Consider the following 24,607-nt stretch of genomic DNA (forward strand, 5'->3'; position numbering starts at 1 on the left):
GGGCCCCGGACGTGCGCTGCGTCCGGGGCCCTCGCGCGTCCGGGGACACTGGGGTCATGACGACGTCCGTGCTCACCCGCGCCCGCACCCGGCTGTCCTCCGCCGTCCTCGTCGCCGCCGGGCTGGCGGCCGGCTTCGGCGTCGCGCAGGGCACCGGCATCCGGGCCCTGGGCGGGGCGGTGTTCCTCGCCGGCGGGCTGGGCGCGGCCTGGCTGTGGGTGCAGCGCCGCGGCGTGGCGGTCGCCCTCGGCCTCGGCGCGCTCTACGTCGGCGCGTTCGTCCTGGCGCACGTGCTGGCCCTCGGTGCCGGCCTGCCGGCCTGGCTGGCGGTGAGTCTGGTCACGATCGCCGCCGCAGGAGTGACGTACGCGGTGGCGGACCGGCCGCAGGCGCAGGTCACCGCGCGCTGAGCCCCTAAGCTGGGTGGGAAGGTCGCGACCCCGGCGGCCGTTGTACGGAGCACCGCGAGCGCTGCCGCCGCGGGATCCCCCTGACTCTCCCCGAGGTGCCCTTCCGCATGCCCACCCGCGACGACCTGCGCAACGTGGCGATCATCGCCCACGTCGACCACGGCAAGACCACCCTGGTCGACGCCCTCCTCCGCCAGGCCGGTGCACTCGGCCGCGCCAAGGGCGAGGGCACCGACGCCGACACGACGCAGGACCGCGTCATGGACTCGATGGACCTCGAGCGCGAGCGCGGCATCACCATCCTGGCCAAGAACACCGCCATCCGGCTGGCCGACGAGAACGGCAACCCGGTGACGGTGAACATCGTCGACACCCCCGGCCACGCCGACTTCGGTGGCGAGGTCGAGCGCGGCCTGTCGATGGTCGACGGCGTCGTGCTGCTCGTGGACTCCTCCGAGGGTCCGCTGCCGCAGACCCGCTTCGTGCTCCGCAAGGCGCTCGGCAAGGGGATGCCGGTCATCCTCGTGGTCAACAAGACCGACCGGTCCGACGCGCGCATCGCCGAGGTCGTCGACGAGACCTACGAGCTGTTCATGGAGCTGCTCGAGGACAACGGCCTGGACACCGACGCCCTCGAGTTCCCGATCGTCTACTGCAACGGCAAGGAGGGGCGGGCGTCGCTCACCCGTCCTGCCGACGGCACCTCGCCGGACAGCCCCGACCTCGCGCCGCTGGTCACGACGCTGCTGGAGACCATCCCGGCGCCGACCTACGACGCCGAGGAGCCGCTGCGCGCGCAGGTCACCAACCTCGATGCCTCGCCCTACCTCGGCCGGCTGGCGCTGCTGCGCATCCACTCCGGCACGATGAAGAACGGCCAGACCGTCGCCTGGTGCCGCACCGACGGCAGCGTCAAGAACGTCAAGATCACCGAGCTGCTGGTCACCGAGGGCCTCACCCGCACCCCGGCCGACAGCGCCGGCTCCGGCGACCTGGTCGCCATCGCCGGCATCGAGGACGTCATGATCGGCGACACCCTCGCCGACCCGAACGACCCGCGCCCGCTGCCGCCGCTGACCGTCGACGAGCCGTCGATCTCGATCACCATCGGCATCAACACCTCGCCGATCTCGGGCAAGAGCGGCAAGAAGCTCACCGCCCGGCTGATCAAGAACCGCCTCGACCAGGAGCTGGTCGGCAACGTGTCGGTGCGCATGCTGCCCACCGAGCGCCCCGACACCTGGGAGATGCAGGGCCGCGGCGAGCTGGCGCTGGCCATCCTCGTCGAGCAGCTGCGCCGCGAGGAGTTCGAGCTCACCGTCGGCCGACCGCAGGTGGTCACCAAGGAGATCGACGGCAAGCTGCACGAGCCGGTCGAGCGGGTCACCATCGACACCCCGGGCGAGTACGTCGGCACGCTGACCCAGGCGCTGGCCTCCCGCCGCGGGCGCATGGAGAACCTGGTGCACCACGACACCGGCTGGGCGCGGATGGAGTACGTCGTCCCCTCGCGCGGCCTCATCGGGTTCCGCACCGAGTTCCTCACCGAGACCCGCGGCACCGGCGTCCTCAACCACAACCTCGAGGGCTACGAGCCCTGGATGGGCGACATGCGCGCCCGGCCGACCGGCTCGCTGGTCGCCGACCGGCAGGGCGTGGCGACGTCGTACGCGATGTTCTCGCTGCAGGAGCGCGGCCAGATGATGGTCGCCCCGGGCACCGAGGTGTACGAGGGCATGATCGTCGGGGAGAACTCCCGGCCCGACGACATGGACGTCAACATCACCAAGGAGAAGAAGCTCACCAACATGCGGTCCTCGACCGCGGAGGAGCTCGAGCGCCTGGTGCCGCCGAAGGTGCTCAACCTCGAGCAGGCGCTGGAGTTCTGTGCCGAGGACGAGTGCGTCGAGGTGACGCCGGCCGCCGTCCGGGTGCGCAAGGTCATCCTCGACCAGAACGAGCGCGGCAAGGCGAAGAACCGCAAGCCCAAGGCGTGAGCCACCCGTGCACTTCCGCGGAGGTGCACGCCTCGGGAGCCCCCGTCCGGTCCGCCGGGCGGGGGCTCCCGTGCTATCCGGCCGCCAGTTCCCGCACGAGGGCGGCGATCCGCTGCGCGCGGGTCGCCTCGCGGACGGCGTTCTCGACGGGCGTGAGCAGTCGCCTGCGCCGGCCGGGCGTCAGCCGCTCGAAGGCGGGCAGGCGCCCGCCGTCCTCCAGCGCCGTACGCACGTCATCCGGGACCAGGACGGCGTCGGGGCCGGCCGGGCGCAGCCGGCACGCCGCCGCGTCCCCGGGGTCGAGCCCCAGCCGGCGCCGCAGGCCCGGTCCCGCGTAGACGAAGGCGTCGGCCAGCACGGCCGGCTGGGCCCGGTTCAGACCCAGGTTGACCGCGACGTCGTCGATGCGGCCCTCGACCCGCCGGGTCGGCCACGCCCGGGCCGCCTCCTCCAGCCCGGCCGGGACCCGGATGACCACGTAGACGTTCCGTCCCCACGGCAGGGGCTCGAGGACGCCGTCGAACACGAACTCGCGGGTCATGGGGCCTCCTCCGGCACGTTCCTCACGGGAGCTTCGTGGGACGCTGCCCGGGCGGATGCCTCGTGACGGCATCGTGACCTCGCGTGACGGCGAGCCGTGTGGGCGCGACAGGCCCACCCGTGGCGCGCGGGGATCGCGCGGTGCGCCGACCTACCGTCGCCCGGTGGGCCCGGACGCGGGTCCGCAGCGCGCTGAGCGGGAGGCGGGACTGCTGATGACGACGACGGAGGCGACGGGGACCACGGGGGGCTTCCGCGGGGGCATCGACGTCCGCGTGAGCCTGCGGGCCGACGCCGGGTCGGGGGAGAACGCCTTCGACGGGGCCTGGTTCCCGCGGACCCGCGACCTCGCCGTCGAGGTGCCCGAGCTGATCGCCGCGCTCGACCGCCGCGGCGTGCGCGTCGAGCGCTTCACCTACGCGCTGGACTCGTGGCTGCCGGCGCCGCGCAAGGTCGTCGTCGACGGCCGGGTGGTGCGCACCGGCGGGTTCCGCAGCATGGACCCCGGTGTCGTGTGCCTGAGCTGGGCGGGCGGCAACCGGCGGGCGGACCTGCTGGTCGTCCCGCCGGAGACCGACGTCATCACCGGCGTGCGCGCGCTGCGGCTGTGCACCCGGCGGGGCCTGCCGCGCTCGCCGCAGATGGTGCTCGCCGCGGCCCGCTCCCAGCCGCTGCCGCAGGTCCCCGACCTTCCGGTGGTCACCCGCGCGGTGTAGCGCGCTTCCGCCGTCCGCGAACCGGGTGGACGGCGGGGGAGCGCCTCGGCTGGGGTGGGCCCGTGCGACTCCTCGTCCTCGGCGGCACCCACTTCCTCGGCCGGCACGTGGCGACGGCGGCCCTCGACCGCGGCCACGAGGTGGCCACGTTCAGCCGCGGCCTCACCGGGGCGCCGCCGGACGGCGTCCGCCCGCTGCACGGCGACCGCGACGACCCCGCCGCCCTCCCGCGCGCGCTGGACGGCTGGACGCCGGAGGCCGTCGTCGACACCTCCTGCCAGACCCGCGCCGCCGCCGGCCACGCCGCGGCCGCCCTGGCCGGCGTGCGGGCCTACGCGTTCGTCAGCAGCCTCAACGCCTACTCGACCTGGCCGCCGGGCCCGGTCCGCGGCGAGGACGACCCCACCTGGGACACCCCCGACGACGACTACGGCCCGAACAAGGCGTACGCCGAGCGGGTGCTCGGCGCGGCGCTGCCGGGGCGGTTCCTCACCGCCCGCGCCGGCCTCGTCCTCGGCCCGCACGACAACGTCCGCCGGCTGCCGTGGTGGCTGGCGCGGATCGCCCGCGGCGGCCGGGTCGTCGTCCCCGACGCGCTGGAGCAGCCGATCGCGCTGGTCGACGTCCGTGACCTGGCCGGCTGGCTGGTCGGGATGGCCGAGCGCGGGCAGGACGGTCCGGTCAACGCCACCGGCCCGGCCGGGATGACGACCCTGGGCGGGCTGCTGGAGACGTGCCGGGAGGTCACCGGCAGCGACGCGGAGCTCGTCCCGGTGCCGGAGGAGGACCTGCTGGCCGCAGGCGTCGAGCCCTGGCTGCACCTGCCGTTCTGGCTGCCGCGGGAGACGGCGGCGACGGCGTGGGACGTCGACACGGCCCGCGCGCGGGCGCTGGGGCTGCCCAGCCGGCCGGTGCGCGAGACCGTCGCCGACACCTGGGCCTGGCTGCAGCAGGACCCCGAGCGGCTGCCCACCCCGCACGGCCTGCCCGAGCCCGGCCTCCCCGAGGAGCTCGAGGCGACGCTGCTGGGCCGCCGCTGAGACGACGGGAGGCCCCGCCCAGCAGGTGCCGGACGGGGCCTCCCGTGAGGTGCCCCTAGTCGCGCGGGTCGGCGGGGCGGCCGGCGCGGAGGCTGCGCTCGAGGTCCGCGGCGTCCGCCGCGTCCGGCGTGTGCAGGTGCTCCTCCTCGGCCAGCAGGGCGGCCTCGGCGGCGAGGGCGTCGGCCGACTCCTGCACGCGGTCCTTGCGGTACTGGCGGAAGGAGTGGGCGACGGCGGCGGCCCAGACCAGGTAGATGACCGCGTAGACCGAGTAGCGGACCGGGTCGGAGGCGTCGATCCAGTCGCTCCGCAGCAGCGTGCGGGTGTTGGTCAGGATGATCATGCCGCCGACCAGGGAGCCGAGCAGCCGCGGCGGCACGTGCCGGACCAGCCAGGCGGCGATCGGCGCGGCGACCAGGCCGCCGGCGAGCAGGCCCAGCGCCCACACGAAGTCGATGCCCTGCGACCCGAGCGCGAGGAGGAAGCCCAGGCTGGCGGCCAGCGCGACGAGGAACTCGGAGGTGTCGATCGAGCCGATGACCTTGCGCGGCTCCATGCGGCCGCTGGCCAGCAGCGCCGGGGTGCCGACCGGGCCCCAGCCGCCACCGCCGGTGGCATCGACGAAGCCGGCCACCAGACCGAGCGGGGCGAGGAAGCGCTTGCGCACCGGCCGGCCGATGTTGCGGCGGTCGATGCCGCGCAGGGTGAAGCGGACGAGCAGGTAGACGCCCAGGGACAGCAGGATGAGCGACATCACCGGGGCGGCGACCTCGGTGGAGAGGCTGGAGAGGACGTTCGCGCCGACGAAGGCGCCGACGGCGCCGGGGACGCCGACCTTGGCGACCACCTTCCAGTCGACGTTGCCGAACTTCCAGTGGGCGACGCCCGACATCAGGCTGGTGCCGATCTCGGCGAAGTGCACGGTCGCCGACGCGGCGGCGGGGTTGGTGCCGAAGGCGAGCAGCAGCGTCGTCGAGGTGACGCCGTAGGCCATGCCCAGGCTGCCGTCGACGAGCTGGGCGCCCAGCCCGGCGAGGGCGAGCACGATCAAGGTCTTCACGGGGGTGGGGCTCCTGTCCGGCTGGGAGACGGGCCGCGGGCGCGCGTCAGGGCGCGACTCGACGCGGGTCGTGCGAGGAGAGGGGCGCCCAGGAGGGCGCGGGCGTCAGCGGCCCGGACAGGTGGCCGTGCAGACGCGCAGCAGGTCGACGTGGATCCGCCCCACCAGGAGCACCGCCGTCGCCGCCACGAGGACTATGTCTACCAGATCGATCGGGATATGCCAGCAGGGGGGTCGACGAGACGGAGGTCACCCCGCGAGCGCCTCGCGGGGTGACCTCCCCGGTCAGGGGAGCGGCGGCGTCAGCCGACGACGAGGCCGGTGAGGAAGTACGCCAGCGCGGCCACCGCACCGGCGGCCGGCAGGGTGACGATCCACGCGACGACGATGTTGCCGGCCACGCCCCAGCGGACCGCCGACAGCCGCCGCGTCGACCCGACACCCATGATCGACGTCGTCGTGATGTGGGTGGTCGAGACCGGCACGGCGAACACGGTCGCCGTCGTTACCATGACGCCGGAGGCCACGGTCTGGGCGGCGAAGCCGCCGGCCGGGGTGAGCTGGATGATCCGCCGGCCCATCGTGCGCATGATGCGGAACCCGCCGGCGTAGGTGCCCGCGCTGATCGCGAGGGCCGCGGCGAGCACGACCCACAGCGGCACCTCGAAGCCGTCGATCTCCCCGGCGGTGAACAGCGCCAGCGTGATGATCCCCATCGTCTTCTGGGCGTCCTGCAGGCCGTGGCCGAGCGCCATGGTCGCGGAGCTGACGATCTGCGCGTAGCGGAACCCGCGGTTGGCGCGGGTGACGTTGGCGCTCCGGAAGGTCCACAGGAGGGCCAGCATGAACAGGTAGCCGAGGCCGAAGCCGACCAGCGGCGACACGACCATCGGGATGACGACCTTGTCGACGACGCCCAGCCACTGGACGTCGTGGGCCGCGGCCAGCGCGGCGCCCACCAGGCCGCCGATCAGCGCGTGCGAGGACGACGACGGCAGCCCGAAGTACCAGGTGATCAGGTTCCAGGCGATCGCGCCGACCAGCGCGGCGAAGACGATCTCCAGCCCGCCGGTCCCGGTCGGCGCCTCGATGATCCCGGCGCCGACGGTCTTGGCGACCTCGGTGGACAGCAGGGCGCCGACCAGGTTCATCACCGCCGCCAGCGCCAGCGCCACCCGCGGCGTCAGCGCCTTGGTCGAGACGGCGACGGCGATGGCGTTGGCGGCGTCGTGGAACCCGTTGGTGTAGTCGAAGGCCAGGGCGACGACGACGATGACGACCAGCGCGACGAAGGCCGCGTCCATCAGAAGAGGTCCACGGAGCTCAGGACTCCTTGACCGCGATGGACTCGACGACGTTGGCCACCTTCTCGAACGCGTCGGCGGCCTCCTCGAGCTGGTCGGCCACCTCCTTGAGCCGGAGGACCTCCAGTGCCTCGAACTCGCCGCTGTAGAGCCGGGACAGCAGCCGCCGGTAGAGCTTGTCGGCCTCGTTCTCGATGCGGTTGACCTCGATCCAGTAGTCGGGGAGGCCCTTCATCGTCTGCAGCCGCGGCATCGCCTCGGCGGTGGTCTCCGCGGCGCGCTGCAGCAGCGCCGTCTGCTGGCTCATCTCGGCCGGCAGCGTGCCCAGCCCGGTGAGGACGACGAGGTCGGCGGCGGCCTCGACGTAGTCCATGACGTCATCGAGGTGACTGGCCAGGCTGTAGATGTCCTCGCGGTCGAACGGCGTCACGAAGCTGGAGTTCAGCTGCCGGAAGATCGCGTGTGTCGACTGGTCCCCGGTGTGCTCGAGGTCGCGCAGCCGGTCGGCGAGCTCGGTCCGGCGGGCGTGGTCGTGGAGGAACTCGCCCAGGACGTCGGTGGCCGCGACCAGGTTCTGCGCCGAGTCGCTGAACAGGGTGTAGAAGCTCTGGTCCTTGGGGGTCAGGCTGAAGGGCACGAGGGGCTCCGGATCGGCGGGTGTCGGGAGGGCGCCCGCCGCGGATGAGCGGTCGCACGGCCGTCGGGCAGCATAGGTACCCGTTCACCCACGGTTCAGCGCAGGTTCACCCGCGCGCCGCGTCCGGCTCCTCCTGCGCACTCCCGCCGAGCGCCTCGACCAGGTCGGCGCGGGCCCGGGCGACCCGCGAGCGGACGGTCCCCACCGGGCAGCCGGCCACCTCGGCGGCCTCGGCGTAGGAGAGCCCGAGCAGTTGGGTGAGCGCGAAGGCCTCCCGGCGGTCGGGGTCCAGCCGGCCCAGCAGGTCGGTGACGGCGGCGCCCTCGCCCACCCGGTCGGCGTCGTCGCCGCGGCCGAGGGCCTCGAGGTCGGCGTCGTCGCGGACCAGGGTGAGCCGCCGGCGGCGCCGCGAGCGGACGGCGTCGGCGCAGACCCGCCGGGCGATGGCCAGCAGCCACGTCCGCAGCGAGGAGCGGCCCTCGAAGCGGTGCAGCGTGGCGAAGGCGCGGGCGTAGGTCTCCTGGGTCAGGTCGTCGGCGGAGTCCCGATCGCCGAGCGCGGCGCACAGCCGCCAGACGTCGGACTGGGTGGACCGCACGAGGGTCGCCGCGGCGAGGGGGTCGCCGTCGACGGCGGCCGCCGCGACCCGCGCGAGCTCGTCCACGTGTTCCCTCCGTCACATCCGGGCCGGTCCCGGGAACCGGACGGGCCCTCCGTGACGACTACGACGACATGCAGTGTGCCCCCTTCCGCGAGGCGGTCTCCGCACGACTCGACGGCGAGCCGCTCGGCGTGCCCGCCGCCGACCTCGACCGCCACCTCGCCGCGTGCCCCGCGTGCGCCGGGTGGGCCGACGCCGCGGAGGCGGTGACCCGCCGGGCGCGGCTGGCCCCCGCGCCGCCGGTGCCCGACCTCACCGCCGCCGTCCTCGGCGCGCTGCCGCGGCAGCTGCCCGGCACCGCGGCGGCCGCGCGCGCCCGGCTGGTGCGGTCGGCGCTGCGGCTGGCGCTGCTGGCCGTGGGCGTGGCGCAGGCCGGCCTGGCGTGGCCGGCGCTGTCCGCCGGCACCGCGGCGATGAGCGCGCCGGTGCACGTGGCGCACGAGACCGGCGCGTGGAACCTCGCTGTCGCGGCCGCCTTCCTCGCCGTCGCCGCCGCGCCCCGGCTGGCCGCGGGGGCGCTACCGTTCCTGGCCACCTTCGCCGTCCTGCTGACCGTCACCACGGTGCGCGACCTGCAGGCCGGGCACGTGCACGCCGACCGCGCCGCCGCGCACCTGCTGCTGCTCGCCGGCGTCGTGCTCATCGCCGTCGTCGCCTGGCGGCAGCGGCCGCGGCGGGCGGCCGCGCCCGCCGCGGGCCGGCGGGTGGTCGCGTGACCCCCGCCGTCCCGGCCCGCCGCTCGCCGCGGCCGGCCCTGCTGCTGCTCGTGCTGCTCGCCGGCTGGCTGGGCCTCGGCGTGGCCACCGCCGGCCCCGCCGCCGCGCACGCCGAGCTGGTCTCCACCGACCCGGGGGAGGGCGCCCGCCTCGACGCGGTGCCCGGCCAGGTCACCCTGCGCTTCACCGAGGGCGTGTCCCTGGGCGCCGGCTACGCCCGCGTCCTCGGCGACGACGGCGAGCGCGTGGACACCGGCGCCGCGTCGGTGCAGGACGACACGGTGACCATCCCGCTGCGCGGTGACCTGCCCGACGCCAGCTACGTCGTCACCTACCGGGTGGTCTCCGCCGACTCGCACCCGGTGAGCGGGGCGTACGCCTTCGTCGTCGGCGACGGGGCGCTGGCCGACGCCGGGGCGGTCGCCGCCGACCCCGACGCCGACCCGCTCGTGGCCGCCGCGTTGCCGGCCGCGCGCTCCCTCGGGTTCGCCGGCGAGGCCGTGGGTCTGGGGGTCCCGGCGTTCCTGCTGTTGTGCTGGCCCGCCGGCTGGGCCTCGCGCCGGATGCGGCGGCTGACCACGGCCGGGCTGGGGACGGTCGCGGGGGCCGCGGTGCTGACCTTCCTGCTGCAGGGCCCGTACACGGCCGGGGCGGGGCTCGGGTCGCTGGTCGACCCGGCGCTGCTGGCCGCCACCGGCTCCTCGGCCTACGGCCTCACCACGCTCGGCCGCGGCGCCCTCGCCTTGCTGCTCGCCGCGCTGCTGGTGCCGCTGTGGCGCCAGGGGGCCGCGCCGCGGCCGGCGGAGGCGGTGGGCCCGGCCGTCCTCGGCGCCGGGGTCGTCCTCACCACCGCGGCGGTCGGGCACCCGGTGGCCGGCAGCGTGCCGGTGTTCGCCACCGCCGTCACCGCGGTGCACGTCGCGGCCATGGCGCTGTGGCTGGGCGGGCTGGCCGCGCTGCTGGCCGGGCTGCTGCGGCCCGGCGTCGAGGCCGGGGAACTGGCCGCGGCGCTGCCGCGGTGGTCGCGGATCGCCTCCGGCTCGGTGGCCGCGCTGGTGGTCACCGGCGTCGTCCAGTCGGTGCGCGAGGTCGGCTCGCCGGCCGCGCTGGTCTCCACGACCTACGGCTGGGTCCTGCTGGCCAAGCTCGCGCTGGTCCTGCTGCTGCTGGCCGCCGCCGGCGTCTCGCGGGTGTGGGTGCAGCAGCACCTGGGCCTCGCCCGGCCGCGGCCGGGCGGCCGCCGCCGGGTGACCGCGCACGCCTTCGCCGCCCCCGGCGCCGGGGAGCCGGCGGTCGCCGAGGCCGCCCGCGCCCGTGCCGACGTGCAGGCCCGCGGCGCCGTCGAGGACGTCGCGCCGCTGCGCCGCACGATCCTGGTCGAGGCCGCCGTCGCCGCCGCCGTGCTGGTGCTGTCCGCGGTGCTGGTGGGCACCCCGCCGGCCCGCGCCGCGGCCGCCCAGCCGGTCGACGTCACCCTGCCGCTGCAGTCGTCGGCGGGGGAGTCCGGCAGCGTCCAGCTGTCGATCGACCCGGCCCGCCCGGGCGCCAACACGCTGCACCTCTACCTGTTCGACGACGACGGGCAGCTGGCCCAGCCGGCCGACCTGCGCGTGACGCTCACCGAGCCCGAGCAGGAGATCGGCCCGCTCGACGTCGACCTCGAGCCCGCCGGCCCCGGCCACTGGGTGGCCGACGGGATGTCCATCCCGGGCGCCGGCACCTGGACCGTCGCCGTCAGCGTCCGGCTCGACGAGTTCACCGCCACCACCGCCAGCACCGACGTCCCGGTGCGCTGAGACCCCTCCCCGGACCGACAGAAGGAGAACCGTGTCCCTCATCCTGCGACCGCTGGCCCGTGCCGGTGTCGTCCTGGCCGCCGTGCTGACCGCCCTGGTCGCGTCCGTCGTGGTCGCCGCCACCGCGTCGGCGCACGTGACGGTCTCGTCGGCCGACGCCGCCCCCGGCGGCTACGGGAAGCTGACCTTCCGGGTGCCCAACGAGAGCGACACCGCGAGCACCGTCTCGGTGCGCATCTCGATCCCGGAGGACGAGGCACTGGCCTCGCTGCGGACCCTGCCGGTGCCGGGCTGGTCGGTCACCACGACCTCCTCCGAGCTCCCCGAGCCCGTGGACAACCACGGGACGGAGATCACCAGCTACGTGTCGGTGGTCGAGTTCCGCGCCGACGCCGGCGGCGGGATCGCACCCGGGCAGTTCCAGGAGTTCTCGCTGTCCGGTGGCCCGTTCCCGGACGCCGGCACGCTGTCGTTCCCCACCGTGCAGACCTACAGCGACGGCACCGAGTCGGCGTGGATCGAGCCGACCGTCGAGGGCCAGGAGGAGCCGGAGAACCCGGCGCCGACCCTGACGCTGACCGCTTCCGGGACCGCTGCCGGGACCGGTGACACGACCGCCACGGACACCGCGGCCGCCACCGGCGAGCAGGCCGACGGCGGGACGTCGGACACGCCGGCGGTCCTCGCGCTGGTCCTCGCCGTCCTGGCGCTGGCCGTCGGGGTCGCGGGCGTCGTCCTCGGGTACCGCGCGGGCCGACGTACCGTGTCCTCGTGACCGCTCCCGGACGCGGCCGGAGCGCCGCGCTGCTCCTCGCCGCCGGCCTGGCGCTGTCCGCCTGCGGCTCCGACGACGGGGACCAGGCGGCGGCCGCCGAGGGCCACTCCCATGCCGACGGGGACCACACGGGCGGCTCCCTCGCCACGGTGGAGGGGCCCGACGACACCTACGCCGGCCTCGACCTGCCCGACCCCTACCAGCGGCCCTCGTTCACCCTGACCGACCAGACCGGCGCGTCCTACGACTTCGCCTCGGTGACGGCGGGCCGCCCGACGCTGCTGTTCTTCGGCTACACGAACTGCCCCGACATCTGCCCGACGACCATGGCCGACGTCGCCCTCGCCCTGCGCGACACCGACCCGGCGCTGGCCGAGCAGGTGCAGGTGGTGTTCGTGACCACCGACCCGGCCACCGACACCCCGCAGGTGCTGGGGGAGTACCTGGACCGGTTCGACGCCGACCTGCCTACGCAGTTCGTCGGGCTGACCGGCGGCCAGGACGCGATCGACCAGGCGCAGCTGTCGGCCGGCGTGCCGCTGGCCGAGGAGGACGGCCGGCTGCACAGCTCGCTGCTGCTGCTCTACGGCGCCGACGACCAGGCGCACGTCGCGTTCGACGCCGGCAACACCGCGCGGGACATCGCCGGCGACCTGGCCGCGGTCGCCGACGCCGCGTGAGCCGCCCGGCCGCCGCCGGCGCGCGGCTGCTGGTGGTCGTGCTCGGCGTGCTGGCCGCCCTCGCCCTCGCCGGGCCGGCGCAGGCGCACGTCGGCGGGGAGGTCGCGGGCAGCGACTTCGACGGCCGGGTCACCTCGGTGCAGCCGCCGGTGCCCGGCGTGAGCGTGCGGGTGCTCGAGTTCGGGGACTCCCTGGAGCTGGTGAACACCACCGGCACCGAGGTGACCGTGCCGGGCTACTCCGACGAGCCCTACCTGCGGATCGGCCCGGACGGCGTCTGGCGCAACGCGCACAGCCCGGCCACCTACATCAACCTCGACCGCTACGGCCGGGTCACGCTGCCCGCGGACGCCGACCCGCGGGCCGAGCCGGAGTGGGTGCGCGTCTCCACCGAGCCGCAGTACACCTGGCACGACCACCGCACGCACTGGATGAGCGAGGAGCAGCTGCCCCCGGCGGTCGCGGCCGACCCGGACCGCGCGCAGACGGTGTTCGCCTGGACCGTCCCGCTGCGGCACGGCGACACCGCGGTGACCGTGCGCGGCGTGCTCACCTGGAGCCCGCCGCCGCCGACGGCGCTCACCTGGGGACTGCACCTGGCGCTGGCCGCCGCCGTCGCGGCCGCCGGCCTGCTGGCCCGGTCGCCGCGGCCGCTGGGCTGGGCGCTGGCCGCGGGCGGGGCCGCCGCGCTGTGGCACGCGGCGAGCACGCCCGAGCCCCCGGTGACGGTGTCCTCGCACGCGGCGGCGGTGGTGTCCGCGCTGCTGCCCGCGGTCACCGCGGCGCTGGTGGCCGCGCTCGGCTGGGTCGCCGCCCGGCGCGGTCGCGGGGTCGTGGCCGGGCTGTGCGCGGTCGTGCTCGGCTGGCTGCTGCTGGTGCAGGGCCTGCCCGACGTCGACGTGCTGTGGAGCGCGCACGTGGCCACCGGCGGCCCGGCGCCGCTCGCCCGGGTGGCGGTCGCCGTCCTGGTCGCGGGTGGGGCCGGGCTCGTCGTCGGCGGGCTGGCCGCGGCCCGGCGCTTCCGCGACCCGGAGCGCACCCGCCCGCAGGACCCCGCCCCGGAGCCCCAGCCGGTCGCCTGACCGGCCGGGGCCGCGGGGCCGTTCCGGCTAGGCGGTGCCGTCGGGGACCGGGTGCAGGTGCGGGCGGTCGCCGGAGAGCATCGCGTTGGCCCTGTCCAGGTCGGCCTCGAAGTCGACCTCGACGGCGGCCCACCGCGAGATGTCCACCGGACGGAACCGCACGCCGGCCTCGACGATCGCCGTCTCCATGCCGCGCTCGAAGTAGTCCTGGTCGCCGCAGGCGTCGAGGTGCTCGACCAGCACGGCCTTGTCGGCGGACGAGACGTGGTTGATGCCCACGGCCTCACCCAGGCCGCCCTTCACCGTCTTGGACAGCTCGGCGATGAAGCCCTCGCCGTCGAGGGTGTACTTGACCTCCTCGTCGGCGACGGTGGAGGTGTCGACGCACACGAAGCTCTCGTCGGCCTCCAGCGCGGGCACCACGGCCTCCAGCACCGCGGCGTCGAACACGACGTCGCCGTTGAGCCACAGCACGCCGCCCTGGCGGGTGGTCCGCAGGCCGCGCAGCAGGCTCTTGGAGGTGTTGGTCCGCGCGAAGTGCGGGTTGTAGGCGAAGCGCAGGTCCGGCGCGGCCTGCATGAGCAGCTCGCACTGGAAGCCGACGACGGCGGTGACGTCGACGGCGGGCCCGAAGACCTGCGCGAGCGTGTCCAGCTGGCGGTGCAGGATGCTGCGGCCGTCCACCAGCGGGGTCAGCGGCTTGGGCAGCGGGCGCCCCAGGCGGGTGCCCATCCCGGCGGCCAGGACGACCACCTGCGGCGGGAACGGCTGCGGGCGGGCAGCCGGCCGGGCGGCTGCGGTCCTACGGCCGGGTCCCCGGGTCGGCACGAGGTCAGCGATGCGCACTGTCGTCCCCTCCTCGGGTCGGAGCAGCCGCGCCGGCGGGACCGCCGGGCGGGAAGAACAGGTCGAGGACGCGCCCGGTGGCGTTGCCGTCCTCGAGGGAGGTGTAGGTCTCGCGGAAGGACTCGTAGCGGTCGGCGTGCTCCGCGGTGACGGCGTCCAGGTCGGCGAGGGCGGCGACCAGGTCCTCGCTGGCCGTCACGATCGGCCCGGGCGCGACCTCCTCCAGCGGCACGTAGAACCCGCGCAGCCGGTCGCGGTACTCGTCGAGGTCGTAGGGGAACAGCAGGATCGGCTTCCCGGTGACCGCGAAGTCGAACATCGTCGACGAGTAGTCGGTGACCAGCACGTCGGCGGCCAGGTACAGGTCGCGGATGTCCGGGTACGACGAGACGTCCTGCACCGGGAGCCCGTCGATCGACTCCAGCCGGTCGGAGACCATGTTGTGCAGCCGCAGCAGCAGCACGTGGTCCTTGCCGAGCCGGTCGGTGAAGTCGGCGAGGTCCACCGGGAAGTGGAAGTCGCGCTCCCCGATGCCCTCGAACACCAGGTCGTCGCGCCAGGTGGGGGTGTAGAGGACGACGCGGGCGTCGTCGTCGATGCCGAGCCCGGCCCGCACCCGCGCCCGCACCGCGTCCCGGTCGGGGCTGGAGAGCAGGTCGTTGCGGGGGTAGCCGGTCTCGTGCACCGGCCCGCGGAAGCCGAAGGCCTGACGGAACCGGCCGGTGCTGTAGGCGTTGGGGGAGAGCATCGCGTCCCAGCGGGCGATGTCGTGCTCCAGGTAGGCCAGCCGGCCCTCCGGCGCCCAGAGGACGTCGTTGTGGATCCGCTTGAGCGGGGTGCCGTGCCAGGTCTGCAGGTAGAAGGCGCCCGGGCGCTTCTCCCAGTCCAGCGGCACGTGGTCGTTGGACACGACGACGTCGGCGGACTCGAGCGCGGCGATGCTGTCCGGGCTGCCGAACGGCACGGTCCCGACGTCGGCCGGGAAGGCGGACTCGGCGACCGGCGCGGTCAGCCACGTGTGCGTGACGTCGTCGCCGCGGGCCACCAGTGCCTCGTAGATCGCCCGCGGACTGTCGGAGAACAGGCCGCGGAAGCTGGTGTAGACGATCCTCATCGACCACCTCCGGTCAGGACGGGCAGCAGCAGGTCGGCGAGCTCCTGCCAGGACGAGACGACGGCGAGCACGCCGGCCTCCCAGAGCGCGGCCTCCCGCTCGGCGCGCTCGGTGGGCTGGACGAACAGCAGGTTCCCCACCGTGGGACAACCCGCGCGGACCGCGGAGAGTGCCCCGGGGACGGAGTCCTCGACGGCGAGGCCCTGCTCCGGGGCGATCCCCAGGTGCTCGCAGGCGTACAGGTACACCGCCGGGTCGGGCTTGCTCGTGGGCACCGCCAGCGAGTCCTCGGCGCTGAACCGGGCCGCCGGCGGGATGAGCCCGTCCAGGTCCGTGGCGGTGAAGCAGGCGGCCAGCCGGGCCAGCGCGCTGGAGCTGACCGCGGCCAGCCGCAGGTGCGGGGCGAGCGCGGTGAGCGCGGCGCTCGTCGGCCCGTGCGGGCGCAGGTGCTCGCCGAGGTACGCGGTGACCGCGCGCTTCTCCTCGGCCACCCACGGCTCGACGTCGACCTCCGGGCGGCCGGCCTCGGCGGCCAGCCGGCGCGACGTCGTCCGGAAGTTCATCCCGGTCGTGGCCAGGCGCAGCTCCTCCGGGGTGTACCGGCGTGCGTCGCCGAGCTCGGCGAGGAAGCGGTTGGTGACCTCGGCGGAGGCGACGAAGGCCGGCTCCTCGGAGGGGAAGAGGTTGCCGTCGGCGTCGCAGAGCAGCGCGGTCAGGCCCGCGACGACCTCGCGGGGGAGCACCGCGGCCGCCCCGCCGGTGCGGGGCGCGCTCACCGGGCGCTCGCGGCGGTGACGGCGGCGACGGTCTCCCGGACGCCGTCGCACCGGAGCCGGAGCACGGCGTCGGCCAGCTCGTCGGCGAACCCGGGGACCGAGCCGAGGTCGCCGAAGACCGGCTCGTCGGCCAGCAGGAGGCGCGGGTCGTCGCCCCCGGCGCGGGCCAGGGCCTGCAGGCGCGGCCCGTGATCGTCCTCGATCGGCAGCGACCGGCCGTGCTCGTCGACCCGCTGCAGGTAGCGGACCCAGCCGGCCAGGGCGAGGGTGAGCAGCGCGTGCGGGCGGTCCTCGGCCAGGGCCTGGCGGAGCGAGGGCAGCAGGTGGTGCGGCAGCTTGGTCGACCCGCGGCGGCACAGCCGGGACAGCCGGTCGGCGATGGCCGGGTTGGCGAAGCGCTGCAGCAGCGTGGCCTTGTACTCGTCCAGGTCGATGCCCTCCGGCACGGGGATCAGCGGGGTGACCTCGGCGTCCATGAGCCGGGCGGCGTAGGCGGCGAACACCGGGTCGCCCATGAGCACGTCGATCCGCTCGTACCCGGCCAGCGTGCCGAGGTAGCCGAGCGCGGAGTGACTGGCGTTGAGCAGACGGGTCTTCATCAGCTCGTGGTCGGTGACGTCGCGGACGAACCGGACGCCGACCGCGTCCAGCGGCGGGCGGCCGTTGCAGAAGGAGTCCTCGATCACCCACTGCGAGAAGGGCTCGGTGACGACCGGCCAGCGGTCGTCGATGCCGTGCCGGCGGGCGATCGCCTCGCGCTCCTCGGGCGTCGTCTGCGGGGTGATCCGGTCGACCATGCTGCTGGGGAAGGCGACGCGGTCGGCGATCCACCGGGCGAGGACCTCGTCCCGCAGCGCGGCGAGCCCGGTGACCGCGGTGCGGGTGGCGTCGCCGTTGCGGTGCAGGTTGTCGCAGGAGACGACGGTGAACGGTGGGGTGCCGGCCCGGCGACGGCGGTCGAGGGCCTCGACGAGGAACCCGAAGACGGTGCGCGGGGTGCCGGGGTGCGCGAGGTCGTGCCGGACGTCGTCGTCGGGGGTGAAGACGCCGGTCGTGGGGTCGAGGAGGTACCCGGCGTCGGTGATCGTCATGGTGACCACGCGGGTGCGCGGGTCGCTGAGCCGGTCGAGGACCGCGGCCGGGGCATCGGGGGCGAACAGGTAGTCGGTGAGGACGCCGACCACCCGGGCGCGCTCGCCGTCGGGGCTGCGCTCGACGACGGTGTAGAGGTTGTCCTGCGGCGCGAGGGCCTCCCGCAGCCGCCGGGCGCGCAGGCCGACGCCCACGACGCCCCAGTCCGTGGAGATCCGCTGCTGGGCGACCTCGTCGAAGTAGATGAGCTGGTGCGCGCGGGAGAACCCGCCCACGCTCATGTGCACGACCGACGGCGTCAGGGACGCCCGGTGGTAGGTGGGGACGGTGAGCCGGGCCCCGTGCTGCTCGAGCGTCGCCGCGGTCAGCGGCCGGACGCGGCCGACGGGCAGTGCCGTCGGCTGCGCGGCCGTGCCCGCCCGCGGGAGGTGCCGCGGGGAGCGCTCGGGCTGTGCCATCGAGGCATCGGTCCTTCCTGTCCGTGCGGGGCCGGCGCAGGGCCGGCCGCCCCCGCGCGCGGCGGGGAACGATCATGGGACCACGCCGGTCGATCCGGGCGCACACGGAGGGGCGGACGGATCTGGCGGGGCGGTGCTGCGGTGGGTCGCGCCGGTGGGTCGCGACGACGCCCGCGGAGCGTGGGCACGCGGGTGCCGTGCGGAGCCGGCGTCGGCCCGGCGGTCCCCGTCGGACCGGCGCGTGCTGCTCCACGCCGGAAGACGAGACATCCCCGCAACGGCGTCGTCCCAAACCCACCCGCCACTCGTGACGCAGCGCACACGGCGTGTCACCGGCGGACACGCCGTACTCCCGGTCACGACCAGGTCACGGTGTGTTTGGATCGACACGACTCGATCGGGCCCGGACGGGCCGCTTCCCACGAGCGAGCGGGGTACGCGCCTTGGCCAGTCACCGGAGTGATGCGGGTCTGCTGACCCGCCCCGCCAGCGGCTCCGCCACGGGGGTGCCCGGTCCCCGGAACGGCGGGTCCCCGGGTGTGTCGGACCACCCGGTCTCCCCGCTGCGCGGCTTCCCGCCGGTCCGCCCCGCCGCCCTCCCCGTCCCGCGGTCCGCCGCCGAGGACACCGTCGACGACGCCGGCCCCGCGCCGGACACCACCGCCCTGCCGGTCCCCGCCACGGTGACCGAGCCCGTCACCGCCGAGGTCGCTACGCCGCGCGCCCGCCGTCGCGGCGTGCGCGCCCGCCGTCCGCAGCTGCTGCTCGCCGCGCTCGTGGCCGGCGCGATCGGCGCCGGCGTCGTCGGGGTGCCCGGCGGGTCCGCGGCGGAGGCCGGCTCGACGCCGGTGCTCGGCGCGCAGATGGAGCTGGCCACCGGCGAGGAGTCCGTCGAGGTCATGCCGATGGCCTCGATCACCGAGGCGGAGGCGCAGGCGCGCCTGCAGGAGGTCGCGGCCAGCCGCGCGGAGCGGGCCGCGGCCGAGGCCGCCGCCGCGGAGGCCGCCGCGGAAGCCGCCCGGGAGGCGGCGCGGCCCAAGGCCGTCCTGCCGGTCGACGGCGCGCGGTTCACCAGCGGCTTCGGCTCGCGGTGGGGCACCTTCCACTACGGCATCGACCTGGCCGCCCCCATCGGGACGCCGGAGTACGCGGCCATGGACGGCGTCGTCGTCCGGGCCGGTGCGGCCAGCGGCTTCGGCCTGGCCGTCTACGTCCTGCACGAGAACGGCGACGTGACCGTCTACGGCCACATGGACGAGATCCTCGTCGAGCCCGGCCAGTTCGTGGAGGCCGGCGAGACGATCGCGCTGCTGGGCAACCGCGGCCAGTCCACCGGGCCGCACCTGCACTTCGAGGTGCACCGGGGCGGGATGAACGGGCGCAAGATCGACCCGGTGCCGTGGCTGGCCGAGCGCGGGGTCGAGGTCTGACCCGCGACGCGCGGGACGACCCCCCGTCGCAGAGGGCCGTTCCGGACGTCGTATAGTTCTCCGTGGCCCGAGCGAGACCGGGCGGGCCGAGGAACGGGGCTGTGGCGCAGCTGGTAGCGCACCACACTGGCAGTGTGGGGGTCAGGGGTTCGAGTCCCCTCAGCTCCACCCCGATGACCAGGCCGTTCTCCCCCGGGAGGACGGCCTGAGTCGTCTCTGGCTGCAGTCGCATCGAGACGACGGTGTAGCTCCTGACTCGCGACGGCGGATCGGCCGGCATCCGGGCAGCTCAGTACGGGCCCGGAGCCGACCGAGATCGTGGCGCGGCGGTGACGTCGGCCCCCGACCCGATGCCCTCGGTGTCCGGGGTGAGCGCTGCGACGACGTCCTCCTCGTCCTCGTGGGCGCGCCGGACGGCGGCGTGCAGCAGCCGGAGCTGGCGGTCCAGCGGTTCCTGCCGGTCGGGCGGTGCCACGCTCTCGAGGTCGGCCAGCGCCGCGCACATCTTCCGGGTCACCTGCGGCTCCGACGCCCCGGCCAGTCGGATCTCGTCGAACGCCAGCCGGACGTAGCCGTCCCAGCTGAGGGTCCGCTCGAGCAGGCGCACCACGCCGTCCTCGTCTCGGTGTTCACCGCAGGGCAGGGGGCGAGCGGCCATCTGGCGCAGCAGGTCGTGCAGCCGGTGCAGCGCCTGGACCGTCGTCGTGGGGTCGTTGAACGGCTGTGCGATCGACCGCACGGCGATGTCGACGAGCTTGCGGAAGCCGTAGGCGAGGTCCTCGGTGTGCACGCGCTCCGGGCCGAGCAGGACGTGGCGGGTGACGTCGGTGGCCCGGAGCCGACCGGCCCAGGGGCCGTCGGCGCTCACCGGCGACCGGGTGCCCGGGTGCACCCGGACCAGCGGCGCGCCGCCGACGACGAAGTCCCCGACGACGGGGACCAGCTCCAGCACGCAGTCCGCCTGCCGGGCCGCGGCGACCAACGCCGGCCGGTCGACGCGGATCACGTTGCCGGGCTGCGCGGCGACCATCTCGTCCGGGCCGCCGGTGACGACGGGCCGCTCCCCGTGCTCGCGGACGATGAACTCGCGGCTCCGGTCGCCGACGAGGTCGATCAGTCCGGCGACCCGCAGACCCTGGCCGGCGTGGTGCACGAACAGGACGAGCACGACGATGCTGGCGAGCATCAGGAGGTAGCACAGCAGCATCGACAGTCCGGGCACGGTGCCGGTGTCGGAGCCGCGGATCTCGCGGAGGGTCAGCACCGCGACCAGGAAGGTCGCCCCGAACAGTCCGATCGCCAACTGGCTGAACCGGTCGTTGAGCAGTGCCCCCACGATGCGGGGCGAGAACTGTCCCATCGCCAGCTGGACCGCGACCAGGGTGACCGTCAGGACGAGGCTGGTCAGCGACACCATGGCGGTGGCGAAGGAGGACAGGATCGTCTGGGCGTCGGACGGCGTCCCCGTCAGGCTCTGCGGGACCAGCCGGTAGCCCGTCGCCCGGTCCACGGCGAGCGTCCCGACGGCGAGGAGGGCGCCCGCGGCCAGGCAGCCGACCGGCAGCAGCCACATGCTGGTGCGGACGAAGCGCTGGAGCCGCAGCCAACTCATGCGCTGGAGGCCTGCAGGTCCGCCGCCTGGACGCACGACTCGTACTCGGTCATGCTCTCCCCTCCGTGTGGGCGGATGCGCTCGTGCGGACGTGCTCGACCCGGCGACCTCGGGGCGCGCCAGGTGCTCCCATGGAACCGATGCGGACGGGGCAGCTCCATCGGCAGAACGCCCGATTCAGGTCCGGCAGGGCGACGGGATCACGGGCACGTAGAGGCCTTCGCGCTCGGCCCGCACCGCGGCGAGCGTCCTCGTGGGCGCATCGAGCTTGACCAGGACGTGCTCGAGGTGGGCAGCGACCGTACGCGGGGCCACGACCAGCGCGCGGGCGATCTGCTGGTTGGTACACCCGTCGACCAGCAACCCGAGCACCTCGAGCTCGCGCGGCGTCAGCCCCCGCAGGTGGGTCACGGGGGAGAGGACGACCGTTCCGAGCAGGCGTGCGGATGCCTCCCCGGGAGCGGCCAGGACGGTCACGCGGACGTGCCCGTCCGGGGCATGGCGTCCTCCGCGGGGCCACAGGAAGGACGCGAACACCCGACCGTCGTCGATGCACGTACGCGCGACGGTGACGACAGGCGATCCCTCGGCGAGCAGTGCGTCGCCGTCGAGGCCGGGCAGCGGCCGGGTGGCGCCGTCGCGGCACAGCACCGCACCGGCGGCCGCCCCCCGCACCACCCGCGCCGCCGCGGCCAGCGAGCGCAACGGGTCGATCCCCTGTGCCAGGACACGGGTCATCCGGTGCAACCGGCGCCGCACGACCGGGGAGGGTGGCTCCTTGCTGCCGTGGAGGAGCGCGAGGAACCCGACGTGGCGCCGGCCTCTGTCGAAGAGCGCAACGGCCAGGGCCTCGTGGAGGCCGGCCGGCATGAGGCACTCGGCCCATGTCGGCAGGTCTGCGGCCGAGTAGGGCAGGTCGGACACGCTCAACGGAGGGCGGGCGCGGTCGGTCCCTGTCACCTCGATGTCGTGCGCCATCTTGGGACCGCTCAAGTACTCGAGAGCGCGGTGATCCAGGCCCGTGCTGGCCACGCACGTGTAGCTGCTGCTCATCGGCTCGGCGAGGGCCAGCCACGCGGCGTCGAACGGCACGAGGCGGCGAAGGCTCTGCAACATCTCCTGCGAGCGTTGGGGAAGAGGGCTGGTCGAGGCGGCGACCTCGGCCAGTTCGAGGCCCGCGGTCTCGGTCATCTGCGCTCCCGGGACCGCAGCCTCGGCACGGCACGCTGGCTGTTCAACGGCGCCGAAGCCTGACCCCCGTGGGCCCGGTTACCGCGAAGCGGGACCGAGTAGTCCCGTTCACGATGACGAAAGAGCCGCAGTGGTCTGAGGTACCGCCTAACGGTGCCAGCGACGCGGCTGCACTGCGGAGCACCGGCGTGGGTCGTGGAGCCGCGCCGGCTCAGGTACTCCTCAGCCGCCGCGATCGCGGACGTCACCGAGCACGGCCCGCCGTGCGGGTCCTCCAGGTCTGCGCGGCCGGGCCGTGCAGGGCGCGCTGGGCGGCGGCAGCCAGGCCGATGCCCATCACGGCGGCGGCCGACGGTCTCGGCGACCACCGCAGCGCGGCGACGGCCCAGCCGACGGGCGCCTCGCGCTGCCGATCGGACTCACGACGCGGCGCCGTCGTCGCCGGCTCCGGCGACGACGGCGCCGCGAAGGCATCGAGCATCCCGGGGACGAAGGCGGCCATGTCCTGGGGCCCCCTGCTGGTGGTGAGGTTCCCGTCCCGGACGAGCTCCTGATCGAGCCACGTGGCGCCCGCGTTCACCAGGTCGTCGCGGATCCCGGGCCAGGAGGTGAGCGTCCGTCCGTCCACGAGTCCCGCCGATGCGAGCACCCACGGTCCATGACAGAGGGTGGCGATGGGCTTGGCACTCGCGGCGAAGGCGCGAACGAACTCCCGTGCCGGGGCGGACTGCCGGAGGAGGTCGGGATTGATGAACCCACCGGGCAACAGCAGGCCGTCGTAGTCGCCGGGATCGGCTTCCTCGATCGTCTTGTCCACGCGGACCCGGCTGGCCGGCATGTGCAGGTTCACCCCGCGGATCCGTCCGCGCCGCAGGGACACGACGTCCACCTCGGCGCCGGCCGCCTTCAGGGCTCGCAGCGGAACGACCAGCTCCACCTTCTCGAAGCCGTCGGCCGCCAGGGCAGCGAGCGTGCGGCCCTCGAGCCTGCGTCTGGTGGGCATGTCGTCCCCTGGTGCTCGATGGCGGAGAGATGACGGAGATCCCCCGGCGGCGGAAGCCTCGATCGAGGCGCCACGGAGTTGCTCTCACCTGGCCGGCTGCTCGGCGGTGAGCGGGGTACCCGCGCCCGACAGCCGGACACGTCCCCGGGCGGACCGACGCGCGATCAGCCCGTCGTCCTGCTCCGGGCGGCCGGAGCACCCGGCTGAGGCACGTGGGCCCACGGCGGGTCCGCCGCAGCCGGTGCGGCCGTCGGAGCCGGCCCGGGGAGCGCGTTCGGGACGACGTCCCGCTCGGGATCGACCCGGGATCCTCGGCGTCCTGGAACACGCCCATCGGGAGGCGCCGGTGCGCGCCGGGCGTCGCTGGTGGGTCGGCCGTCCCGCAGGGCGTCCCCCCGGGCGGTCCGAGCGAGGAGTTGGGCGTGGAGCCGTTCGTTCACGGCCCCGGCCCCGGCCACGACCCCGGGCCGGAGCGGCTCCGGGCGGCCGCTCGGGGCCGAAGATGGGCAGTTGTGCCGACGGCGCCCGGGCACCGGCCCGACCATCCTGGAGAGCGGCTGCACGACGGGAACGGGCGTTCTCGTAGCACCTCCGCACCTGCACGCCGTGCCAGGTACGCCGGCGGTCGCGTCCACGCCACGGGGGGAGATGACCGCGTGCTCCATCTCGCGTCACGGGGCGGCTGCGCCCTCCGTCGGAGCCTCGCGGGCTGCGGTCGGTGACCCCTCCGGACGAGACGGTGCACCTGCGTCCACCTCGCAGTGGACCCGTGACCACGGCCGGCCGGGCACGACCCGTGCCCCCGGACGTGTTCGGGGAGGGGCCTGCCGTCATCGGGCACCGCGGGCTCGGCTGCGGCATCGTCGACGGGCATCAGCAGAACACCCTCGGCTCCTTCGCCGCCGCCGTGCGCAGCGGGGCGAGATGGGTGGAAGCCGACGTCCAGCGCCTGGCCGACGACGTCCTGGTGGTGGCGCACGACGCCGTGTACCCGGACGGCACCCGGCTCGACGACGTCACGGGGGCGGAGGCCGACCGTCGCGGCACGCTGCGTCTCAGCACCCTGCTGGACGAGCTCCCTCGCGAGGTGGGGCTCAACCTGGACCTCAAGTCCTCGATGGACGACTGTCTGCGGTCACCCGAGCACACCAGCGCCGGCTTCCTCGCGCCGGTCGTGGCGGCGGAGGCGACGCGGCGGCCGCTGATGGTCTCCTCGTTCGACCCGGCAGCCCTGGGGCTCCTGCGTGCGACGGCGCCGCGGGTGCCCCTCGGACTGCTGACCTGGCACGGCTTCCCCGTGGAGATGGCCGTGGCGGCCTGCGTCCACATGGACGTCGAGGTGCTCGCGCTCCACGTCGGCTCGCTCTGGGAGGAAACGGCCGCCGGCCAGGTCGACTCGGGCGTCCTGGCGAGGCTGCTGTCCCTGCTCCACCGCTGCGGCCGCCGGCTGCTGGTCTGGTGCCCGCAGATCGCGTCGGCCCGGTTACTGGTCTCCGCGGGTGCCGACGCCGTGGTCGTCGACGACCTGCCGGAGGCGCTGGTCGCTCTGAGTCCTTCCCCCCTGGCCGAGGACCGCTGATGCCCCGGAACGCAGGTGCGGCGGAGTGCCGACCGCCGGGATCGGTCGATCTGCCGAGTGTGGCCGGGGCCGCCGAGGGGATCCTGGACCAC

At 75.1% G+C, this 24,607-nt stretch carries 23 protein-coding genes and 1 tRNA gene; 12 read left to right on the forward strand and 12 right to left on the reverse strand.

Annotation, left to right across the window (positions count from 1 at the left end):
- The first annotated feature begins 56 nt into the window (after nucleotides 1-56).
- On the forward strand, nucleotides 57-410 hold the full coding sequence (locus tag ACI796_RS11315) for a hypothetical protein (RefSeq protein ID WP_456941325.1): 354 nt from the start codon (nucleotides 57-59) through the stop codon (nucleotides 408-410).
- 107 nt (nucleotides 411-517) lie between these two features.
- Nucleotides 518-2,407, forward strand: coding sequence for a translational GTPase TypA (gene typA / locus ACI796_RS11320; protein ID WP_456941326.1), 1,890 nt, complete (start codon nucleotides 518-520; stop codon nucleotides 2,405-2,407).
- Nucleotides 2,408-2,480: 73 nt separating this feature from the next.
- Here typA and ACI796_RS11325 read toward each other — a convergent pair whose 3' ends face one another.
- Nucleotides 2,481-2,948 (reverse strand): YdeI/OmpD-associated family protein, encoded by a 468-nt coding sequence (locus ACI796_RS11325; protein ID WP_456941327.1) that lies wholly within the window; start codon nucleotides 2,946-2,948, stop codon nucleotides 2,481-2,483.
- A 214-nt stretch (nucleotides 2,949-3,162) separates the two neighbouring features.
- Between ACI796_RS11325 and ACI796_RS11330 the strand changes: the two genes are divergently transcribed.
- Together ACI796_RS11330 and ACI796_RS11335 are read left to right on the forward strand one after the other, a co-directional pair.
- A complete protein-coding gene (locus tag ACI796_RS11330) occupies nucleotides 3,163-3,663 on the forward strand; it encodes a DUF5994 family protein (RefSeq protein WP_456941328.1) in 501 nt (166 codons plus the stop codon).
- 62 nt (nucleotides 3,664-3,725) lie between these two features.
- Nucleotides 3,726-4,703 carry an NAD-dependent epimerase/dehydratase family protein gene (locus ACI796_RS11335; protein ID WP_456941329.1) on the forward strand — a complete coding sequence of 326 codons (978 nt, stop codon included), beginning with the start codon at nucleotides 3,726-3,728 and terminating at the stop codon, nucleotides 4,701-4,703.
- 55 nt (nucleotides 4,704-4,758) lie between these two features.
- Here ACI796_RS11335 and ACI796_RS11340 read toward each other — a convergent pair whose 3' ends face one another.
- From ACI796_RS11340 to ACI796_RS11355, 4 genes are all read right to left on the reverse strand, one after another.
- Complete coding sequence (locus ACI796_RS11340; protein ID WP_456941330.1) at nucleotides 4,759-5,763, reverse strand: sulfite exporter TauE/SafE family protein; 1,005 nt, start codon at nucleotides 5,761-5,763, stop codon at nucleotides 4,759-4,761.
- Nucleotides 5,764-6,065: 302 nt separating this feature from the next.
- Complete coding sequence (locus ACI796_RS11345) at nucleotides 6,066-7,067, reverse strand: anion permease (RefSeq protein ID WP_456941331.1); 1,002 nt, start codon at nucleotides 7,065-7,067, stop codon at nucleotides 6,066-6,068.
- Between the two features lie 19 nt (nucleotides 7,068-7,086).
- Nucleotides 7,087-7,704, reverse strand: coding sequence for a DUF47 domain-containing protein (locus ACI796_RS11350; protein WP_456941332.1), 618 nt, complete (start codon nucleotides 7,702-7,704; stop codon nucleotides 7,087-7,089).
- Nucleotides 7,705-7,810: 106 nt separating this feature from the next.
- Nucleotides 7,811-8,368, reverse strand: a complete 558-nt coding sequence (locus ACI796_RS11355; RefSeq protein WP_456941333.1) for a sigma-70 family RNA polymerase sigma factor — start codon at nucleotides 8,366-8,368, stop codon at nucleotides 7,811-7,813.
- A gap of 68 nt (nucleotides 8,369-8,436) precedes the next feature.
- Here ACI796_RS11355 and ACI796_RS11360 point away from each other — a divergent pair, with 68 nt between their 5' ends.
- The 5 genes from ACI796_RS11360 to ACI796_RS11380 are packed head-to-tail and all read left to right on the forward strand — an operon-like array spanning nucleotide 8,437 to nucleotide 13,414.
- On the forward strand, nucleotides 8,437-9,081 hold the full coding sequence (locus ACI796_RS11360) for a zf-HC2 domain-containing protein (RefSeq protein WP_456941334.1): 645 nt from the start codon (nucleotides 8,437-8,439) through the stop codon (nucleotides 9,079-9,081).
- On the forward strand, nucleotides 9,078-10,877 hold the full coding sequence (locus ACI796_RS11365) for a copper resistance CopC/CopD family protein (protein ID WP_456941335.1): 1,800 nt from the start codon (nucleotides 9,078-9,080) through the stop codon (nucleotides 10,875-10,877). Before ACI796_RS11360 ends, ACI796_RS11365 begins: the two co-directional genes overlap by 4 nt.
- 31 nt (nucleotides 10,878-10,908) lie before the next feature.
- Complete coding sequence (locus tag ACI796_RS11370; protein WP_456941336.1) at nucleotides 10,909-11,652, forward strand: YcnI family copper-binding membrane protein; 744 nt, start codon at nucleotides 10,909-10,911, stop codon at nucleotides 11,650-11,652.
- Nucleotides 11,649-12,332: an SCO family protein gene (locus ACI796_RS11375; protein ID WP_456941337.1), complete on the forward strand. Its 684-nt coding sequence runs from the start codon at nucleotides 11,649-11,651 to the stop codon at nucleotides 12,330-12,332. The genes ACI796_RS11370 and ACI796_RS11375 overlap by 4 nt, the downstream gene beginning before the upstream one ends.
- Nucleotides 12,329-13,414 carry a hypothetical protein gene (locus ACI796_RS11380; RefSeq protein WP_456941338.1) on the forward strand — a complete coding sequence of 362 codons (1,086 nt, stop codon included), beginning with the start codon at nucleotides 12,329-12,331 and terminating at the stop codon, nucleotides 13,412-13,414. The genes ACI796_RS11375 and ACI796_RS11380 overlap by 4 nt, the downstream gene beginning before the upstream one ends.
- A gap of 27 nt (nucleotides 13,415-13,441) precedes the next feature.
- On the opposite strand, the gene ACI796_RS11385 is transcribed toward ACI796_RS11380, so the two are convergent.
- The 4 genes from ACI796_RS11385 to ACI796_RS11400 form a co-directional block, all read right to left on the reverse strand.
- Nucleotides 13,442-14,167 carry a phosphocholine cytidylyltransferase family protein gene (locus tag ACI796_RS11385; protein ID WP_456941339.1) on the reverse strand — a complete coding sequence of 242 codons (726 nt, stop codon included), beginning with the start codon at nucleotides 14,165-14,167 and terminating at the stop codon, nucleotides 13,442-13,444.
- Nucleotides 14,168-14,246: 79 nt separating this feature from the next.
- Nucleotides 14,247-15,374, reverse strand: coding sequence for a CDP-glycerol glycerophosphotransferase family protein (locus ACI796_RS11390; protein ID WP_456941340.1), 1,128 nt, complete (start codon nucleotides 15,372-15,374; stop codon nucleotides 14,247-14,249).
- Entirely contained in the window at nucleotides 15,371-16,150 is a 780-nt protein-coding gene (locus ACI796_RS11395) for an HAD family hydrolase (protein WP_456941341.1), read from the reverse strand. The genes ACI796_RS11390 and ACI796_RS11395 overlap by 4 nt, the downstream gene beginning before the upstream one ends.
- Nucleotides 16,147-17,700, reverse strand: a complete 1,554-nt coding sequence (locus ACI796_RS11400) for a mannitol dehydrogenase family protein (protein ID WP_456941342.1) — start codon at nucleotides 17,698-17,700, stop codon at nucleotides 16,147-16,149. Before ACI796_RS11400 ends, ACI796_RS11395 begins: the two co-directional genes overlap by 4 nt.
- Nucleotides 17,701-18,239: 539 nt before the next feature.
- Between ACI796_RS11400 and ACI796_RS11405 the strand changes: the two genes are divergently transcribed.
- Both ACI796_RS11405 and ACI796_RS11410 read left to right on the forward strand, forming a co-directional pair.
- Nucleotides 18,240-19,130 (forward strand): M23 family metallopeptidase, encoded by an 891-nt coding sequence (locus tag ACI796_RS11405; protein WP_456941343.1) that lies wholly within the window; start codon nucleotides 18,240-18,242, stop codon nucleotides 19,128-19,130.
- A 95-nt stretch (nucleotides 19,131-19,225) separates the two neighbouring features.
- Nucleotides 19,226-19,298, forward strand: a tRNA-Ala gene (locus ACI796_RS11410).
- A 121-nt stretch (nucleotides 19,299-19,419) separates the two neighbouring features.
- Here the strand turns inward: ACI796_RS11410 and ACI796_RS11415 are convergent.
- The 3 genes from ACI796_RS11415 to ACI796_RS11425 form a co-directional block, all read right to left on the reverse strand.
- Entirely contained in the window at nucleotides 19,420-20,742 is a 1,323-nt protein-coding gene (locus ACI796_RS11415; RefSeq protein WP_456941344.1) for a DUF2254 domain-containing protein, read from the reverse strand.
- A 177-nt stretch (nucleotides 20,743-20,919) separates the two neighbouring features.
- Nucleotides 20,920-21,933 carry a response regulator transcription factor gene (locus ACI796_RS11420; RefSeq protein ID WP_456941345.1) on the reverse strand — a complete coding sequence of 338 codons (1,014 nt, stop codon included), beginning with the start codon at nucleotides 21,931-21,933 and terminating at the stop codon, nucleotides 20,920-20,922.
- A gap of 244 nt (nucleotides 21,934-22,177) precedes the next feature.
- The gene (locus ACI796_RS11425; protein ID WP_456941346.1) at nucleotides 22,178-22,936 is read right to left on the reverse strand and encodes a type 1 glutamine amidotransferase domain-containing protein; all 759 of its coding nucleotides are present in this window, start codon (nucleotides 22,934-22,936) and stop codon (nucleotides 22,178-22,180) included.
- 796 nt (nucleotides 22,937-23,732) lie between these two features.
- Here ACI796_RS11425 and ACI796_RS11430 point away from each other — a divergent pair.
- Nucleotides 23,733-24,515 carry a glycerophosphodiester phosphodiesterase gene (locus ACI796_RS11430; RefSeq protein ID WP_456941347.1) on the forward strand — a complete coding sequence of 261 codons (783 nt, stop codon included), beginning with the start codon at nucleotides 23,733-23,735 and terminating at the stop codon, nucleotides 24,513-24,515.
- Nucleotides 24,516-24,607: the final 92 nt, after the last annotated feature.

It is taken from the genome of Geodermatophilus sp. SYSU D00525 (genome assembly GCF_054050475.1).